At 45.7% G+C, this 18,147-nt stretch carries 16 protein-coding genes; 3 read left to right on the plus strand and 13 right to left on the minus strand.

Going from position 1 to position 18,147, the window contains the following annotated elements; genetic code table 11:
* Positions 1-100 precede the first annotated feature (100 nt).
* Both L0991_09095 and L0991_09100 read left to right on the plus strand, forming a co-directional pair.
* Entirely contained in the window at positions 101-1,450 is a 1,350-nt protein-coding gene (locus tag L0991_09095) for a sigma-54 dependent transcriptional regulator (GenBank protein XGB61594.1), read from the plus strand.
* A 78-nt stretch (positions 1,451-1,528) separates the two neighbouring features.
* Complete coding sequence (locus tag L0991_09100) at positions 1,529-1,702, plus strand: hypothetical protein (GenBank protein XGB61595.1); 174 nt, start codon at positions 1,529-1,531, stop codon at positions 1,700-1,702.
* A 54-nt stretch (positions 1,703-1,756) separates the two neighbouring features.
* On the opposite strand, the gene L0991_09105 is transcribed toward L0991_09100, so the two are convergent.
* The 13 genes from L0991_09105 to prmB form a co-directional block, all read right to left on the minus strand.
* Positions 1,757-3,118, minus strand: a complete 1,362-nt coding sequence (locus tag L0991_09105) for a TRAP transporter large permease (protein ID XGB61596.1) — start codon at positions 3,116-3,118, stop codon at positions 1,757-1,759.
* A gap of 2 nt (positions 3,119-3,120) precedes the next feature.
* Positions 3,121-3,846: a TRAP transporter small permease gene (locus tag L0991_09110; protein ID XGB61597.1), complete on the minus strand. Its 726-nt coding sequence runs from the start codon at positions 3,844-3,846 to the stop codon at positions 3,121-3,123.
* 66 nt (positions 3,847-3,912) lie between these two features.
* Positions 3,913-4,908 (minus strand): TRAP transporter substrate-binding protein, encoded by a 996-nt coding sequence (locus L0991_09115; GenBank protein ID XGB61598.1) that lies wholly within the window; start codon positions 4,906-4,908, stop codon positions 3,913-3,915.
* A 365-nt stretch (positions 4,909-5,273) separates the two neighbouring features.
* Positions 5,274-6,641, minus strand: coding sequence for a GTPase HflX (hflX, locus tag L0991_09120; protein XGB61599.1), 1,368 nt, complete (start codon positions 6,639-6,641; stop codon positions 5,274-5,276).
* Positions 6,642-6,909: 268 nt separating this feature from the next.
* A complete protein-coding gene (gene ugpC, locus L0991_09125) occupies positions 6,910-8,022 on the minus strand; it encodes a sn-glycerol-3-phosphate ABC transporter ATP-binding protein UgpC (GenBank protein ID XGB61600.1) in 1,113 nt (370 codons plus the stop codon).
* A gap of 6 nt (positions 8,023-8,028) precedes the next feature.
* Positions 8,029-8,886, minus strand: a complete 858-nt coding sequence (locus tag L0991_09130; GenBank protein ID XGB61601.1) for a carbohydrate ABC transporter permease — start codon at positions 8,884-8,886, stop codon at positions 8,029-8,031.
* On the minus strand, positions 8,883-9,821 hold the full coding sequence (locus tag L0991_09135; GenBank protein ID XGB61602.1) for a sugar ABC transporter permease: 939 nt from the start codon (positions 9,819-9,821) through the stop codon (positions 8,883-8,885). Before L0991_09135 ends, L0991_09130 begins: the two co-directional genes overlap by 4 nt.
* A 181-nt stretch (positions 9,822-10,002) precedes the next feature.
* Complete coding sequence (locus L0991_09140; GenBank protein ID XGB61603.1) at positions 10,003-11,250, minus strand: ABC transporter substrate-binding protein; 1,248 nt, start codon at positions 11,248-11,250, stop codon at positions 10,003-10,005.
* A gap of 110 nt (positions 11,251-11,360) precedes the next feature.
* The gene (locus L0991_09145; protein ID XGB61604.1) at positions 11,361-12,806 is read right to left on the minus strand and encodes an ATP-binding protein; all 1,446 of its coding nucleotides are present in this window, start codon (positions 12,804-12,806) and stop codon (positions 11,361-11,363) included.
* A 15-nt stretch (positions 12,807-12,821) separates the two neighbouring features.
* Positions 12,822-13,550, minus strand: coding sequence for a response regulator (locus tag L0991_09150; protein ID XGB61605.1), 729 nt, complete (start codon positions 13,548-13,550; stop codon positions 12,822-12,824).
* A 152-nt stretch (positions 13,551-13,702) separates the two neighbouring features.
* On the minus strand, positions 13,703-15,160 hold the full coding sequence (locus tag L0991_09155; GenBank protein ID XGB61606.1) for a YdiU family protein: 1,458 nt from the start codon (positions 15,158-15,160) through the stop codon (positions 13,703-13,705).
* Positions 15,161-15,673: 513 nt separating this feature from the next.
* The gene (locus L0991_09160; GenBank protein ID XGB61607.1) at positions 15,674-16,315 is read right to left on the minus strand and encodes a LysE family translocator; all 642 of its coding nucleotides are present in this window, start codon (positions 16,313-16,315) and stop codon (positions 15,674-15,676) included.
* Positions 16,316-16,580: 265 nt separating this feature from the next.
* Positions 16,581-17,513, minus strand: coding sequence for a 50S ribosomal protein L3 N(5)-glutamine methyltransferase (prmB, locus tag L0991_09165; GenBank protein ID XGB61608.1), 933 nt, complete (start codon positions 17,511-17,513; stop codon positions 16,581-16,583).
* A gap of 62 nt (positions 17,514-17,575) precedes the next feature.
* On the opposite strand from prmB, the gene smrB reads away from it, so the two are divergent.
* A complete protein-coding gene (gene smrB / locus L0991_09170) occupies positions 17,576-18,106 on the plus strand; it encodes an endonuclease SmrB (GenBank protein XGB61609.1) in 531 nt (176 codons plus the stop codon).
* Positions 18,107-18,147: the final 41 nt, after the last annotated feature.

Genomic DNA, 18,147 nt, shown 5'->3' on the forward strand with positions numbered 1-18,147 from the left:
CCAACACGCGAAGCAAAAACAACAGACTGAGATTCGCCCACCAATTAAGAGCGAACTAAGAACTCAGCAATAATTAGTAGAAAAGAGTAAAGGAATAACTATGTGTCACGTCTACTTCATTGATGATGAATCTGACCTAAGAATAGCGATTGAGCAGAGCTTTGAGCTCGCGGATATTGACGCCGAATTCTTTCCCGATGCGGAATCAGCTTTGCTTGCGATTCAAGAGAACGGGTTACCTCATGTGATCATTACCGATATTTGTCTACCCGGTATCTCTGGCCATGACTTGCTCAACACTGTCATGCATAAAGACAAAGAGATTCCCGTCATCATGATCACAGGACACGGTGACATCTCGATGGCGGTACAAGCGATTCAAGACGGCGCCTACGATTTTATCGAGAAGCCTTTTGCCAATGAGCGCTTAATCGAGACAACCAAACGCGCCATTGAAAAGCGCCAGCTGACCTTGGAAAACCTTGAACTCAAGCGCTCACTCAAAGCCAGTAAAACTCTTGGGCCGAGAATCATTGGTGATACTCAGTCCATGACTGAGCTTCGCTCTGTGATTACCCATGTCGCCGACACCAACGCCGATATCTTGTTATTTGGAGAGACAGGCACAGGTAAAGAGCTGGTCGCGCGCTCCCTGCATGAGCAAAGCAGCCGCAGAGAACAAAACTTTGTCGCTGTAAACTGTGGTGCCGTTCCTGAAAACCTAATTGAAAGTGAGCTCTACGGCCATGAAAAAGGCGCATTCACAGGCGCCGAGAGCAAACGTGTGGGTAAATTTGAGTTTGCTCAAGGAGGAACCCTGTTCTTGGATGAAATAGAGTCCATGCCGATGCAAGCACAGATACGCCTACTACGTGTGTTGCAAGAACGCGTTATCGAGCGGGTGGGCTCAAACGGATTAGTACCTCTGGATATCCGCGTGATTGCGGCCACTAAAGTCGACCTAAAGAAGGCTGCTGAAGAAGGTACTTTCCGCCAGGATCTCTATTATCGACTTAACGTTGTGACCTTAGATTTACCACCGTTAAGAAGCAGACAAGAAGACATCCCAGCCCTTTTCCACCACTTCTTGTTGGTGGCTGCCGCTCGCTATGGCAAAACCGCCCCAGCTCTTCCACAAGCCGAACTACACGCCCTTTTAGCGCATGATTGGCCGGGAAATGTCCGTGAATTGCGTAATACTGCCGAGCGTTTTGTACTATTGGGTAAGCTTTCTCACTTATCAGATAACACCAATTCAAACGCCCAAGAATTGTCTTTGGCCGAGTTGGTATCAGAATTTGAAAAAAACACGTTAAAGCAGGTGCTTATCGAATGTAACGGTAGTATTAAAGAGACTATGGAAAGGCTGCAACTACCAAGAAAAACACTCTACGATAAGATGCAAAAACATCAGCTATCCAAAGAGTCATTTAAGGTAGAATCAAACTAAATTAGATTTGCGAGCAAGATCACCTATACTTATTTCAATAACAGGACGTTATGCAACAAATGTAATAAGGATATGGCTATGGGTGAGAAAACTAGAGTTCCCTCGATTAGCGATACTTTCGAGCTAGATGGCATTTATTATACCGATGAACATCTCGACTTAAACACGCCAGAATTAGAAGCGAAAAGAGCGCTATACGAACAGATCAATCCTCATGTTAAGCGAGGACGACATATAGATGAGGAGGTCTAAAGACCTCCTCATTTTTTATGGGTTGAATTCCATGCCAATGAAACGTTCAAACAACTACTTAGTTATTATCTCCGGTCCCATCAATGTTGTAGGTAGCCATGTTGATACCCAAGGCACGTAAGTTACGATTATCAAGAACAAGAACATCACACCAACCCACGGCAGCGCCGCCTTCACCACATTCATCATCGACATCTTAGCGACACCAGCGGTCACAAATAGGTTAAGCCCAACAGGCGGCGTTATCATGCCTATCTCCATGTTCACCACCATCATGATACCTAAGTGGATTGGGTCAATACCGAGTGCAATCGCGATTGGGAAAACCAGTGGTGCAACAATGATCAATAGACCAGATGGCTCCATAAACTGACCACCAATCAACAGCAGTACGTTCACCACAATCAAGAAGGTGATTGGGCCAAGACCCGCCGATAGCATCGACTCGGTAATCATTTGTGGAATACGTTCTTCTGTCAGAACGTGCTTTAAAATCAGAGCGTTCGCAATGATGAACAGCAGCATGATCGTCAGCTTACCTGCGTCATAAAGCGTATCTTTAGTGTCTTTATGGAAGAAGGTTTGGAACACTTTAACTATCGCTGGCTTGGTGTTGTTCTTATCAGCGAACGGCCCCATATCTTTATAGATAAAGTTGGCAATAAAGAAGGCGTACACCGCTGCCACTGCCGCTGCCTCGGTCGGAGTAAAGATACCGCCGTAGATACCACCAAGAATGATGACAATCAGTAGCAGCCCCCAGCTTGCATCTTTAGCAGCTGCGAACATCTCGCCCCAACCCACAAACGGCTGAGCTGGGATCTTCTTAATGCGAGCTGCAATGTAGATAGCAATCATCAGCATCACGCCAGCCAGTAAGCCCGGAATCACGCCACCAAGGAACATACGACCTACCGATACATCGGTTGCTGCTGCGTAAACCACCATTACGATCGATGGCGGAATCAAGATACCCAAAGTACCGGCATTACAGATAACGCCTGCAGCAAACTCTTTTGAGTAACCATTTTTAATCATACCTGCGATAACGATACTACCGATTGCCACTACCGTAGCAGGTGAAGAGCCAGACAGCGCAGCGAACATCATACATGCCACAACCGACGCCATCGCCAAGCCACCACGGAACCAGCCAACCATAGCGATAGCGAAACGAATAATACGTTTCGCCACGCCACCAGTAGACATAAAGCTAGATGCCAAGATAAAGAAAGGAATCGCTAATAGTGTGTAGTGACCTGCAAAGGCATTAAACAGTGTTTGTGCGACCGATGCCAATGAAGCATCTGAATGCATCAACAAAAACAGGATGCTTGATAAACCTAAGGAAATCGCAATTGGCACACCGACCAACATAAAAGCAATTACCATCAAAAATAGAAATAACATTGCCATGATTAGTCTTCCTTACCGTTAGGCTTTGTACCCGACACGTTAGTCTTGTTGTTCGTAGTCGAATCCAATACTGCAGTCGCGTCTTCGTCAGAACCCGCAAGCACATCCGCTTTCAACGCATCCAGCTCTTCTTCGGCTTCATGACCTGCAATCATGCGATCGAGTTTGCCCGTCACAACTTGGTAAGCAATTTGGATGAATCGGAACGTTAGTAATGCCATACCAATTGGCAGTGCCATGTAAGGAATAAAGCGTGGCAACTTTTCGTAGCGCTCGCCTTCATTCAGCCAGTCAGCAAGAAACTGCAGCATCTCTGGCATTGGGATATCATCGGTTTCATACCATGCGCGATCGGTCGCGAATGGGTACCAATAGTTCCATGAACCAATGAGAAGTAAGATTGAAAAGGCAAGGCAACTAGTGACGGCAATTAACGCGTACACTTTACGTAACTTTTCAGGGGCAAGGTTAATGATGACATCAACACCAATGTGAAAGTGCTTTTTAACGCCGTAAGAAGCGCCTACTAATACCATCCATGCGAACATGAATACCGTCAGTTCTAATGCCCATAAAATGTTGTCGTTGAACGCGTATCGAAAGACCACGTTCGCAAAAGTAAGTAGGGTCATTGCACCCAGAAAGAAGGCTATTAAAGACTCTTCAATTAAATCGGTGACTCTTCCGACTTTGGAAAATAAAGACTGTTCCATTTGAGACTGTTCCATAAAATTCTCCGCTTATAATTGTTTTAATAAAGGGCAGCGGTAGGGAGCCGCCACCCTATAGCGGTGTTATTGGTTTGAAGCTAATGCTGCATCGATAAGATCTGAACCGATGTCTTTTTCAAACTTCTTCCATACTGGTTGAAGTGCCGTTACCCATGCTTGACGCTGTTCAGGCGTCAACGTACGAACCTCACCACCAGCTTCGATGATGTTGTTTTTGTTGGCTAGGTTAACTTTTGAAGATTCCGCATTACGCGTCTCAGAGACTTCTTGAACGATGGTGCCAAGCTGTTTGCGTACATCTTCAGGTAGGTCTTTCCAGAAGTCGTTTGACGTTACGACTAGGTAATCCAGAATGCCGTGATTGGTTTCAGTCACGCCGTCTTGTACTTCGAAGAACTTCTTACCGTAGATGTTTGACCATGTGTTTTCTTGGCCATCGATAACCTTAGTTTGCAGGCCACCGTACACTTCTTTGAAAGACATCTTCTGTGGGTTAGCACCTAACTGCTCAAACTGAGCCACCAATACGTCTGATGCTTGAACACGGAACTTCAAGCCTTCCGCATCTTCAGGGCTGATAAGCGGTTTGTTAGCAGACATCTGCTTCATGCCATTGTGCCAGAATGCCAAGCCTTGAAGGCCACGACGCTTCATTGCGTTCTTCAGCTTTTCACCAGATTCTGAGTTTTGGAAACGGTCAACGGCTTCTACATCTTCAAACAGGAACGGAAGGTCAAAAATGCGGTATTTCTTAGTGAACTTCTCAAATTTAGACAGCGAAGGTGCCGCCATTTGAACATCACCATTTAACAGGGCTTCCAGTACCTTGTTATCATCGTAAAGCGTCGAGTTAGGGAAAACTTGCATACAAGCTTTACCATTCATTTCCGTGTTTACTCGCTCTTCAAGTAAAGAAGCAGCGATGCCTTTCGGGTGCTTATCCGTGTTGGTTACGTGACTGAATTTAATCACGATTTCACCTGGGTCACAGTTTGCAGCAGCATTAAAACTGGTGAGTGCCAGAGCAGATACAGACAGCAGGGTAAGAGGCTTAAACATTATTATTCTCCTTAGTAAACAAAGCAGCCCTTCAATGGGAACTGCGTGCTTTCACTAAGGCAATTAGTGCGCCACATTGACACAAACCATTAACAATCCTTTAACCATAAGGCTTAGCAATATCGAGTCGCTCACCAAGCAGCTCAGCTAATAATATTAATGGGTGGAAAATGACCCATAAAATATTTATAAATGGGTGAGAGTTGACCAAACTATCAATGATGAAATAGAGGTTTAGAGGACAAATTGAGGTAAGGAGGAAAAATAAAGGCCACCACTTCGGTCAACAAAGTGGCAGCCTTAATAGAGATTCTCTAGAACTGGCTATCTCAATAGGATATTGAAATATTGTCTGAATCAGATGATTACGAGTTCTGCATACGCTTTTTAAGTCGTGCTAAATCAATGGCACTTGAACGTACCGTCAGCTTAATGCACTCGTAGTCGTACTCTTCTTTCACCACGCTCATGTTTGAGCGGATCTCGCCGATGATGCCTTGTCCAGAATAAGGAATCGTGATCTCTTCTTCAATCATCCCTTGCTCTGCCACGCCCACGATGTACTTATGAAGCTTGGTGATATCCAGTGGGTCGCGAGTTGACGTCAGCATCGCATCTGGGAATTCGTCCATCAACGCAAGCTGCTGCTCCTCACTCAATCTATCGCACTTGTTCAGTACCAAGAGTTTTTCACTGTCTTCAACGCCAACTTGCGCCAATACTTCGTGTACTACATCGAGCTGAGCGCGGAATGAAGCATCAGATGCATCAACCACATAAAGCAGCAAGGACGCATCATGCGCTTCTGCGAGCGTTGAGTGGAATGAAGCAACCAGATCATGTGGCAGCTTCTTGATGAAACCAACCGTATCTGACACAAGAATACGCGGCTGAGTGATCGGCTGAAGCGCACGAACTGTAGTATCTAGGGTTGCGAACAGCTTGTCTTCACCACTCACTTCGGTTGCGGTCATTGCACGCATCATCGAAGATTTACCCGCATTGGTGTAACCGACTAGAGCAACGGTGAAAAGCTCCGAACGCTTTGTGCGTCGGTTCTTCATTTCATCTTGTACGCTTACCAGCTCACGCTTAAGCGCAGCAATTTGGTCACGTACTTTACGACGGTCAAGCTCTAGTGAGGTTTCACCAGCACCCTGACCCATTTGACGTTCTTTGTCACCGTCGGCGGTTTCACGAAGTCGAGGTACTAAGTAATTTAGGCGAGCGATTTCAACTTGCAGACGTGCAGTACGAGTACGAGCGTGGCGACTGAAAATTTCGATGATGATACCGGTTCGGTCAAACACCTCGACACCCAAGTGAGCTTCCACGTTACGCAATTGAGAAGGGCTCAAATCACAGTCAAATACCACAACATCAGCGGTACCAAACTCCATCTCTTCAGATGGCAGGTCGTCAAAATCGAGCTCATCAATCCCAGCATGAAAATCAAAAGACTCATCGATGAAATCTTCGTCTTCCACTTCTTGAATCGAACCTTGGTAACCGGTTAGGTGGGCAATTTCTGCAAGCTTACCGGCACCCAGCACGTTTTGTCGTTGGGTTGAACTGTGGTGTTGTGACTGAGTACCGACCACTTTAAACCCTAGGGTTGTCACTAATCGAGCAAGTTCAGCAAGAGACTCTTTTGCTTCGTCACCTTTAAAATCGGGTGTCGTAATAGAGATAAGTAGAGCGTTACTAGCGGAGGGTTTTGCTGTTAGTTTCATGTTTTATTCTGTCTATGCACAAAAGTGCACCTAGTATTGGGTCTAAAGTAGCGCGATCCTACGCTGTTCTCAGTCCGCTTTATAGAGCTAACCGTGACTAATTGGCGATATTATTTCAGTTAATCTGATTATCTCGTTTATCCCTCTGTTTTCATGAGGAAATAAAACGAGCTAAAACAACAAAAAGGCAGCATCACATTATCAATTACGAATTGGTGATACTGCCTTATTTTAAGCTTAGCCTTTAATTGAGCGACCGACTCAAAAACTAGAAATCAATTCTCGCTTCAGTCTGCGCATCAAAGAATACCGCTTTCGACAGGTCGAAATGCAGCGGTGCCATCTGCCCTACCGACACTTCAAATTCCGGTGATAAGCGACACGCCACTTCTTGGTCATTTACCTTCACCATCGCAATCGTATCTGGCCCTGTCGGTTCTAACACTTCCAACTGCAAGTCTAGTTTAGTGGTTGCCGACAGGTCATCTCCTTGCTGCTCAGTAATGTGTTCAGGGCGTAGGCCGATCACCACTTCTTTACCATCTTGTTCTCGCATGCTTTTCGGCAGTCGAATATGATGCTCTTGATCCGCTGTACCAATAACCTTGATGATCGGGTTCTGCTCTTCATCGAGATCCACCATAGTCTTGATGAAGTTCATCGATGGCGAACCCATAAAGCCCGCCACAAACATGTTGCTTGGCTTAGTATAGATCTCTTGCGGCGTACCGAGTTGCTGCAGTTCACCATCTTTCATTACTGCAATACGGTCAGCCAGCGTCATCGCCTCGATTTGGTCATGGGTTACATAAACAATCGTAGTGTTGAGCTTTTGATGTAGGCGCTTAATCTGATGGCGCATTTCCACACGCAGCTTGGCATCTAGGTTAGAAAGCGGCTCATCAAACAAGTACAACTTAGGACGACGCGCCAGCGCACGCCCCATCGCCACACGCTGACGCTGACCACCCGATAGCTGTGATGGTTTGCGGTCCAGCAGTTGTTCGATTTGCAGCATTTCAGCAACTCGATTCACTTCGGCATCGATCTCGTCCTGCGGCATCTTGCGGATCTTCAAGCCGAAGGCGATATTGTCGCGAACCGTCATGTTTGGATATAGCGCATAAGATTGAAAAACCATCGCGATGTCGCGGTCTTTAGGTTCGACCTGAGCCACGTCGACACCATCAATCACGATTTCACCCGAGCTAATGCTTTCAAGCCCAGCAATGGTGTTCATTAGGGTGGATTTTCCACACCCCGAAGGGCCGACAAGTATCAAGAACTCCCCCGAATCGATACTAATGTCGATGCCCTTTAACGTTTCGTTGTCCGCGTTGCGATAGGTTTTACGGATCTGTTTTAAATCTAATGTTGCCATGGGTAATTATCCTTTTACTGATCCTGCCGTTAGGCCACGAACAAAGTATTTTCCTGCGAAGACATACACCAACAATGTTGGCAGTGCGGCGATGATCGCAGCAGCCATATCGACGTTGTACTCTTTAACGCCCGTGCTGGTGTTGACTAAGTTATTTAATGCTACGGTGATAGGCTGAGTCTCTGAGCCGGAATACACCACCCCGAATAAGAAATCGTTCCAGATAGCGGTAAACTGCCAGATCACCGTCACCATGATGATAGGTGTTGAGATCGGTAATAAGATCTTGAAGAAGATGGTAAAGAAGCCTGCACCATCCAGTTTTGCTGCTTTGATCAATTCATCTGGAATCGAGATATAGAAGTTACGGAAGAACAGCGTCGTAAACGCCATGCCATAGATAACGTGCACAAGTACCAGTCCAATTGTTGTGTTTGCTAAACCCATCTTGCCCAGCACTGTAGCCATAGGTAACAGCACCACTTGGAATGGAATGAAACAACCGAACAGCAGCAAACTAAAAAACAGGTTTGAGCCACGGAACTGCCACTTAGTGACAACATAGCCATTGAATGCGCCTAGTAGTGTTGAGATAGCGACCGCAGGAATCACCATTTGGAACGAGTTCCAGAAATAGCCTTTCACCCCTTCACACTTCACGCCAGTACAAGCGCTGTCCCACGCTTTATACCAAGCATCGAACACCCACTCTTTGGGTAAACTCATCAAGTTACCTGCCTTAATATCTGGCAAGGTTTTGAATGAGGTTAGTACCATTACGAACAGCGGCATTAGATAAACCAAGCAGAAGAAAAACAGCACCGAATAGATAAACATTCGAGCAAAGTTGATGTTGCTCATCATGACTTTTTCTCCCTAAGCTCTGAGTAAAGATAAGGCACCAAAATCGCTAGAATTCCGGCTAGCATCATTATGGCACTGGCCGCACCGAGGCCGATTTGTCCGCGTGTAAATGAGTGTGCATACATAAATAGCGCTGGAAGATCCGATGAATAACCTGGGCCACCTGCCGTCATCGCTGTCACAAGGTCGAAGCTCTTAATCGCAATGTGAGAAGTTATGATCACCGCGCTGAAAACCACAGGTCGCAAGCAAGGTAAAATGATTTTGAGATAAATAGTGGGTAAGCTTGCACCGTCAATTTGCGCCGCTTTAATGATCGAAGAGTCGATACCTCGCAGACCAGCTAAGAACATCGCCATCACAAAGCCTGACGACTGCCAAAGTGCGGCAATCACTAAGGTATAAACCGCCATTTCAGAATCGACCAACCAGTCAAATTTAAAATCGGTAAAGCCCCAATCTTGCATCAGCTTTTCAATACCTAGACCTGGATTCAGAATCCACTTCCATGCCGTACCCGTCACAATGAATGACAGTGCCATTGGGTAAAGGTAAATGGTACGAATCGCACCTTCTTGACGGATATTCTGGTCAAGCAAAATCGCTAAACCGACACCCAACACAATAGCAATCACCATGAATAGGATCCCAAATACACCGAGGTTGGTGATTGAGGTTATCCAGCGATCGTTCTCCATCAGCTTTTCATATTGAGCAAAGCCAACAAAATTGAAGCTAGGTAGAAATCGAGAATTAGTAAACGACAGCGCTGCCGTCCAGAATATATAGCCGTAGATACATACCACGGTCACCAACGCGGTCGGTGCCAGCACAATCTTAGGTAACCAATGTTGTAACCTGTCAGCAAAACTGGGCTTTGGTGCAGGCTGGCTCCTTGTCGGTTTTGGAGTCGACTCAGTCAAAACATGCTCCATAACTTTTCCTTGTTGCACAATTGAGCCAATGGCTTACCTCTCGGCACCACATCAGCATCACGCATATCAGAATTGAGGTGAAGAGCGGATAGGTTCCCTACGAACCTACCCACCCTGGGGGTTAGGGATAAGCGACATAATCAGCAACTCGCGTTCTGTTCATGTTGCTTACCAAGCTATCTTAGATAGCCGCTTTTACTGCTTTCGCTAACTTAGTTGCTGCCTCTTTAGGATCAGCATTTTTTTCGTTGAAGAAGTTAGTCACAACGTCATAGATGGCACCTTGAGCGTAGCTTGTTGTAGATAGGCCGTGAGCCATACTCGGTACAAGGTCACCAGATTCCGCACTCGCTTTGAAGGTTGCCATTGAGTCCAACGCACATTGGTCAAACTTAGACATATCCATATCGAGACGAACTGGAATCGAGCCTTTGTTTAGGTTGAAGACCTCTTGGAAGTCTTTAGTAAGAATGGTTTTCGCAAGATCTTGTTGCGCTTTTTGATTCTCTTTATCGCCTAGCTCGAAGAAAGCAAAGCTATCGATATTGAAGGTAAATTGGCCGTCAGTACCCGGAGCTGGTGCACAGATATAGTCTTTACCTGGCACTTTGCCCGCAGCGGTAAACTCGCCCTTCGCCCAGTCACCCATGATTTGCATTGCCGCTTCACCATTGATAACCATTGAAGTTGCTACGTTCCAGTCACGACCTGGAGAATTGCTGTCGATGTAGTCACGCATCTTTTTGAACTTGGTGAACACTTCCACCATTTTTTCGCCAGATAAAACGTCCATATCCAAATCAACGAACGCCTTGTTGTAGTCTTCACTGCCAAGTACATCAAGTGCCACCGCTTCGAAGACTGTCGCGTCTTGCCAAGGTTGACCGCCGTGCGCTAGAGGAATAAAACCTGCAGCTTTGATTTTGTCCGCAGCAACAAAGAACTCATCTAATGTCGTTGGAACCGTCACACCCGATTTTTCGAGTACTTCTGGGTTTGCCCAAAGCCAGTTAACACGGTGAACGTTCACAGGAACCGCTACGTACTCGCCGTCCCATTTCATTACTTTGGTGACGACAGCGGGCAGTAAGTCATCCCACTTTTCTTGTTTCGCGGTTGCATCGAGAGACGTTAGAAAACCTAAACCACCCCACTCCTGAATATCATGACCTTTGATCTGCGCGGCAGATGGCGGGTTACCAGATACTGCTCGTGTTTTTAAAACGGTCATCGCACTTTCACCGCCGCCACCAGCAACAGCGAAATCTTTCCAAGTATGACCTTGCTCTTCAATCATCTCTTTAAGTACTGCAGCGGATTTAGCTTCACCACCAGCAGTCCACCAGTGAAGCACTTCCACTTCACCAGCTTGAGAAAATGTTGAGGCAGCAAGAAGAGATAGAGTAAGTAGGGTTTTATTGATTTTCATTATAATCTTCCATGTTTAGCGGACTCGACGCCCGGTTCAATAAAGAGTCTACTTATTCTGATTTATAAGATTGAAACAAAAGGTAAGCCCAATGTAACGCAATTGTTACATTACACTTCTAGGCCACGCGGGATATAGACTTTGGCTTCTAAGCCACCTTGAGGGGAGTTGCGAATAATGAGATCTCCGCCGTGTCCGTGCAGGATATTTCGACAGATTCCAAGCCCTAAACCGTGTCCTTGATCGTCGGTCGCGAGCCTAAAGTAGGGTTCAAATACCAACTCAAGTTTGTCTACTGGGATTCCTTTGCCGCGGTCCTGAATCGTCACGATGACCCACACAGAGTCGCTATTGATATCGACCTTAGCGGCTGTACCGTATTTCACTGCATTGTCGATAAGATTGGTCAGCACACGTTTAATCGCTAACGGCTTTGCGACTAACGGCTCAACTACAATGGGTTCAAACTCCACTAAGGTTTGGTGCTGGTTATGCGATTCAATAACAGAGGCAACCATGTCATTAAGGTCGATAACGGCGTTGTTTTCATGAAGGTCCGTATCTCTTACTGCTTGCAGAGCACCTTTGACCATCATCTCTAGCTCATCCAGATCCTTGTTGAACTTCTCTTTCTTAACTTCGCTTTCCAACAGCTCAGCTCTGAGCCTCAGTCGAGTTATGGGTGTCTTTAAATCATGAGAAATAGCTGAGAAGAGATGCTCCCTGTCTGCTACATAACGACGAATACGCTGCTGCATGCGATTAAACGCCCGAGTCGCAGTGACCAATTCAGTCGCCCCCTCTTCGTTAAGTGGCGGCTGCTGAATATCCATACTCATCTCGTTGGCGGCCCTTGCGAGCTTTTTAAGCGGGCGCACTTGGCGGCGAATCATTAGGTAAGTCAACACCAGTAGAATCAGCGTTGATGAGAGTAAGAAGATCACCTGCTCACGACCGAGAATAGTGTCATCGAGTTTTACGTAAGGTGCAGGTAACAGCGCCGCGATGTAAACCCATTCATGACTGGCTAACTCAATCTGAACAACCAGAATCGGCGGATTAAGAGGCTCTAAGGTTAAGGTATGATGGGCCCACGATCGCGGGAGATCGCTCAAGTAGATATCATTTTTAAGTAAGCGAAGATGCTCTGGGCGAGAGAAATCGACGCGCACCGATTCCACCTTATTGAGCTTGCTACTCAAGACACTCTCTATCGCTTCTATCGATGCGGTTTTTAAACGGGTATCGGGGATTGGTTCAACAATCAATGCCTCTTTATTGAAAGAGACGAAGAATCGCGTCCCACCCATATTGCGGATTTGGTCTAACACGATGTGGCGATACTTGACGGGCAAAGACTGAAAGAAGGTCACTGTTGAAGCAAACATGTTCGCCATGCTCGATGAAGCCGAACGAATACCTTCTAACTCTTTCTGTTTGGATTCACTATACCAAATCGACGTTGCAATGCCTTGTGCAATGACGACGGCTAGCAAGGTCAAAAGTAAGGTTCGAGCAACCAAAGAATTTGGCTTTAAGCTTCTCAACCACTTCATACGCAGTTCTTCTACTCAGTGCTCATAATGCACAGGTACAGCCAATATATAGCCATTGCCACGCATGGTTTTGATGTAGTGTGGGTATTTAGCGCTATCACCTAGTCGGCTTCTCAATCGACTAAGCTGCACATCAATGCCGCGCTCGAAAGGCAGTGCTTCACGTCCTCTGGTCGCAAAAGAGATGGTGTCTCGGTCTAACACCTCATTTGGGCGAGTTAGAAACAGCATTAACAGTGAAAAATCACTGCCCGATAAATCCATCTCTTCAGCGCTTTCATTGTGTGAGATTCGGTGCGCAAGAGTATCGAGCGTCCAATCACCAAAGATGATCTGTTTAGGTAATGTGTTACTCGGCTTGTCATCGACCACTTGAACACGTCGTAGCAAGGCCTTAATACGAGCCATTAACTGGCGGGGACTGAACGGTTTGGCGATGTAGTCATCGGCACCAATTTCCAAACCAATGATCTGATCAGTTTCATCCGATACCGCAGTCAGCATAATGATGGGCACATTAGAGTTTTTACGAACGCGCTGACACAAGGTAAACCCATCGTCACCAGGAAGCATCACGTCTAGAAGTATAAGGTCAGGATAACCTTGGCTTTGTAGATGAGTTTCTAGTTCAGCCCCATCTCCAACCGAAGAGACATCGAAGCCCGATTTTGAAAGGTACTCTTCCAGTAACTCGCGGATTTCTTGATCATCATCCACCACGAGAATTCGAGTATTTGTTGGCATCGCCCAAACCTATAAAATTTACAACTTATTCACATAGTGTATAGGCAGGTCGAGTATTTGATTATTGATATGTTTGTAAAATTAGAAGAACAAACAGATAGAGATCACAACTAAGCGACCGCTATCTGTTGGTTTTGTACTGATAAGCCGATTTAAGACGAACAGCTGATCTCCATGCCTTTGCCCCATTCCGGTGGCAAGGCTGCTAAGTATTCGTAGTCGGGGTGTTCTGCATATGGGTCCGCGAGTACCACCATCAGAGCATCAACATCGCTGCTATCACCACGTTCGGCCTTTTCAATCGCAAGTTGAGCCAAATAGTTCCTGAGAATGTATTTAGGGTTTACCTGCCTCATCTTTTCGCAGCGCTCTGTAGATGAACTATCTTCAAGCTCACAACGTTGCAAATAGTTATCTACCCATAACTTCGCAGCATCACGGTCGATGACTAAATCAATGACTTCCTGAGCGGGCACAGTGTCTAGATTCGACAGAGTTCTAAAGAACCTAGGGTAATCCACTTTGTTTTGCGACATTAACTCGAACATAGATTCAAACAAGCGGCTGTCACCTTCTTGCTTGGAAAGCAAACCGAGCTTTCTTCGCATCAACTGACTAAAGTAACCATTCATTTGTGGCTCGTACTGTTCCAATGCCGCTTCTAAATCAGCTCTCTCCACTAACGGTGATAACGCATGTGCCAACGCCGATAAATTCCACATCCCGATTCTTGGCTGTTGATTAAAGGCATAGCGCCCTTGGTAATCGGAGTGATTGCAGATCAAGCGTGGATCATATTCATCTAGGAAGGCAAATGGACCGTAATCGAAGGTTTGTCCAATGATCGACATGTTATCCGTGTTCATCACACCGTGAGCAAAACCATTTGCTTGCCACAACGCAATCATCTCTGCGGTGCGGTCAACAATTTGATTAAACATAGCTGCGTATGGTTTTTCTTCATCTAAGCACTCTGGGAAGTGCCACTCGATGACTTTGTCGGCCAACAATTTATGTTCAACCACCTGATTTGTGTAAAACAGGTGCTCAAAGTGACCGAAACGGATGTGTGATTCAGAAGCACGCACCAACAATGCGCCCCACTCTTGTTTCTCTCGATAAACCGGCGTGTCACTGGTCATCATTGCCAACGCACGAGTGGTTGGAATATTCAGCCCCGCCATCGCTTCACTGCATAGATACTCACGCACAGTCGATCGGATAACCGCACGCCCGTCCCCCATTCTCGAGTATGGTGTTTTACCCGCACCTTTAAGGTGTAAATCGAACGTTTCACCACTTTTAGCGACAACTTGAGCTAACAACAATCCTCTTCCATCGCCCAAATCAGGGTTATAAGCGCCAAACTGATGGCCTGCGTATTTCATAGCTAACGGAGAAAATTGCTCTGGTTCAACATTGCCAGATAAGGTGTCCAGCAATTCTTCTGAAGCGCTCTCAAATGACGGAAAGCCGAGTTCAGTTGCAAGGTTATTATTCCATGCGAGCCATTGGACATTGCTTAACGGTGTTGGTTGGATTGGGGTATAGAACAGCCGAGGCAGTGCAGTAAATCGATTGTTAAATGAAATAGAATCCCAGACAGACATGAGAGATACACTGTAGATAAAAGATAAATTAAGATTATCACAGTTTAGTAACAACTTCAGATCAGGTTATAGGGATAGATAATTTCTGAGAAGGTTGCTTGCTTGATCGATTAAGAGAAAGGCTTTGCTAAAGGAAAGAAGCAATTTAGAAGAAGTTAAGTGGCTAAGCTGTTGAGAAAAGCCACATTTATCGAAGACAGAGTTCTAACTTTGAAAACTTTTTTACAAGTATGTTCATAATAAAAACTGGAAATATAGAGCCATTAAGCTGACTACATTAGAGCAAGAATACCCACTAGAGAAAGAGTAGAGAAAATCCAAGTGCGGCTGATAACGCCAAAGTTGCTGTGTTGAATCATTTCTTGATGCTGCATATGCCTCTCCTTGAGAACGTGATGGTGTAACTACAATATATCGGCTTTTTGTCAAAAGCAGCAAGCATATTAATGTTAACCTTTTATGACAGCACCAAGAAGTTTATGTAACTATTCACCTCTTTGATAAATCATAGAGTTAAGCTCGACTTGTCGTTGAAAGCAGCGCTCCAGCTCCAATAAACACGCCCCCTGTCACACGATTGAAAACCTTGGCACGACCTTTAGCAAACAACCAGTTCGACGACTTAGCACCTAAATACGCGTACACCAATAACCAAGACAGCTCCATCACAGCAAAGGTTGAGGCAAAGACGGCAAACTGTGGTAACAACGCGAGTGATGGGTCAATAAACTGTGGGAAAAGTGCGGTAAAAAACAGAATGGCTTTAGGATTACTGGCGCCAACAATAAAACCACTTACGTAGTGAGAAAGGATACTCTCTGTAACAGCTTTAGAATCTGATTCCTGACCCGGTAGTTGGTCATAATCTTGCTGGCTCGAGCGTAACGACTTCCATCCAAGGAAAATAAGATAAGCAGCACCCGTCCATTTAATGACGTTAAATACCACTTCCGAAGAGGCAATAATTACACCGAGTCCCGTAAACGATAGCGTGAGGATTCCGGTAATCGCCGTTAGGCTACCCAAGGCTGTAAATATCGACAATTTGAAGCCCGATTGCACACCTTTGGTCATGCACAATAAAGAACTTGGGCCTGGGGATGCCGTCAAGATCAGCACGGCTAGCAGATAGTAAATCCATGTATCAAAGCTCATCGTGAATTCTCCTTAACTCACTAGAATATATAGTTTTAAGCTCCAATATGAATTAGATGTGCAACTTGATCAACTTCACCCTACTGCTTTCGTTCGTAATGAACGGCACTTCACATTATAAAATCGTCAAACCAGTAGCGTAATATTCTAACCCCATAAAAAATAGTAAAGCCTTTGTTCAAAGATAGAGACAAACCAAGCATGACTCGCCAAAAACAAAAAAGCCGCACTACTCAGTGCGGCTTTAATTCAATCATTGTGCTAATTAGTCTTTGTAGATCGAGAACTCATCAGCACAAGCAACTAACTGCTCGCGAGTCATCATGAATACACCGTGACCACCATTAGAGAACTCAATCCAAGTGAATGGAATCTCTGGGTACTGATCCATCATGTGAACCATTGAGTTACCTACTTCACAGATAAGAATACCGTCATCAGTCAGGTAGTCTGGCGCGTTAGCTAAGATACGGCGAACCAGTTTAAGCCCGTCAGAACCAGCAGCTAGGCCAAGTTCTGGCTCATGAGTAAACTCATCAGGCAGGCTGTTCATGTCTTCTTCGTCCACGTATGGCGGGTTAGACACGATCAGGTTGTATTTCTCTTTTGGCAGATCACGGAAAAGATCTGAACGGATCGGGAACACTTGCTGCTCCATGCCGTGATCTTGAACGTTCTGCTCTGCAACTTGCAATGCATCAGTAGAGATGTCAATTGCGTCAACTTCTGCTTCCGGGAATGCGTGTGCACAAGCGATAGCAATACAGCCACTGCCCGTACATAGATCCATGATGCGAGTCGGCTCTTCAGTTAACCAAGGTTGGAATTGAGCTTCGATAAGCTCACCAATTGGAGAACGAGGTACAAGGACACGCTCATCAACAAAGAACTCAAGGCCACAGAACCAAGCTTTGTTCGTTAGGTAAGCCGTTGGTGTGCGATCATTGATACGCTTGATTACACGCTCAACAATGCGTAGACGCTCGCTGCTCGTTAGGCGAGAGTTCAATACATGTGAAGGAACATCAATCGGCAGATAAAGAGTTGGTAAAATAAGTTGTACCGCCTCATCCCACGCATTATCAGTGCCGTGACCATAAAATAGGCCCGCTGCATTGAAGCGGCTAACAGTCCAACGAATCACATCTTGAAGCGTGTGTAGTTCTGATACCGCTTCTTCTACAAAAATCTTATCCAAAATTGTCTCCGAAAAGCGCTACAATACTGCTAATTACGTTTCAAATTAGAATTCATAACCTGATGAGCAAAAAAGACACCGATTTCGATGACGATTTCGCCCTGTTCAGCGATGCAGTAAAGGGCGTTAAAAAGTTGCAACAGGATACCATAATCCAGCAGCCAAAAAGAAATGCCAAACAAAAAGAAATTACTCGAACGGCAAGACAAGCCAGTGACAGCGAGTTTTATTTCTCAGATGAGTTCATTCCGCACCTTAGCGAAGAGGGCCCAACACGCTATGCGCGTGACGATGTCTCTAAGTATGAAGTGAAACGACTTCGTCGTGGTGTCTATGTTCCAGACGTCTATCTAGACATGCATGGCATGACTCAACAAGAAGCCAAACGCGAGCTTGGCGCAATGATCGCACATTGTGTCAAAGAAGGTGTCGCGTGTGCCTGTGTTCAGCACGGCATCGGTAAGCACATCTTAAAAGAGAAAGTGCCTTTGTGGTTGGCTCAACATCCAGATGTAATGGCTTTTCACCAAGCGCCTCTTGAGTTTGGCGGCAATGGTGCACTGTTAGTTTTGCTCTCTATTCCAGAGAAATAGAACGAGTCGTGATCACATCACACCAAATAACAAAGGGCACC

This window comes from Vibrio chagasii (genome assembly GCA_041879415.1).
Lineage (GTDB): Bacteria > Pseudomonadota > Gammaproteobacteria > Enterobacterales > Vibrionaceae > Vibrio.

Bases quoted from the DNA above. Each gene is read 5' to 3' on its own strand.
- L0991_09155 (XGB61606.1), bottom strand. From the start codon at position 15,160: ATGTCTGTCTGGGATTCTATTTCATTTAACAATCGATTTACTGCACTG.
- L0991_09115 (XGB61598.1), bottom strand. From the start codon at position 4,908: ATGTTTAAGCCTCTTACCCTGCTGTCTGTATCTGCTCTGGCACTCACC.
- L0991_09150 (XGB61605.1), bottom strand. From the start codon at position 13,550: ATGCCAACAAATACTCGAATTCTCGTGGTGGATGATGATCAAGAAATC.
- L0991_09140 (XGB61603.1), bottom strand. From the start codon at position 11,250: ATGAAAATCAATAAAACCCTACTTACTCTATCTCTTCTTGCTGCCTCA.
- ugpC (XGB61600.1), bottom strand. From the start codon at position 8,022: ATGGCAACATTAGATTTAAAACAGATCCGTAAAACCTATCGCAACGCG.
- L0991_09160 (XGB61607.1), bottom strand. From the start codon at position 16,315: ATGAGCTTTGATACATGGATTTACTATCTGCTAGCCGTGCTGATCTTG.
- L0991_09110 (XGB61597.1), bottom strand. From the start codon at position 3,846: ATGGAACAGTCTCAAATGGAACAGTCTTTATTTTCCAAAGTCGGAAGA.
- L0991_09135 (XGB61602.1), bottom strand. From the start codon at position 9,821: ATGGAGCATGTTTTGACTGAGTCGACTCCAAAACCGACAAGGAGCCAG.
- L0991_09130 (XGB61601.1), bottom strand. From the start codon at position 8,886: ATGATGAGCAACATCAACTTTGCTCGAATGTTTATCTATTCGGTGCTG.
- L0991_09095 (XGB61594.1), top strand. From the start codon at position 101: ATGTGTCACGTCTACTTCATTGATGATGAATCTGACCTAAGAATAGCG.
- hflX (XGB61599.1), bottom strand. From the start codon at position 6,641: ATGAAACTAACAGCAAAACCCTCCGCTAGTAACGCTCTACTTATCTCT.
- L0991_09105 (XGB61596.1), bottom strand. From the start codon at position 3,118: ATGGCAATGTTATTTCTATTTTTGATGGTAATTGCTTTTATGTTGGTC.
- L0991_09100 (XGB61595.1), top strand. From the start codon at position 1,529: ATGGGTGAGAAAACTAGAGTTCCCTCGATTAGCGATACTTTCGAGCTA.
- L0991_09145 (XGB61604.1), bottom strand. From the start codon at position 12,806: ATGAAGTGGTTGAGAAGCTTAAAGCCAAATTCTTTGGTTGCTCGAACC.
- smrB (XGB61609.1), top strand. From the start codon at position 17,576: ATGAGCAAAAAAGACACCGATTTCGATGACGATTTCGCCCTGTTCAGC.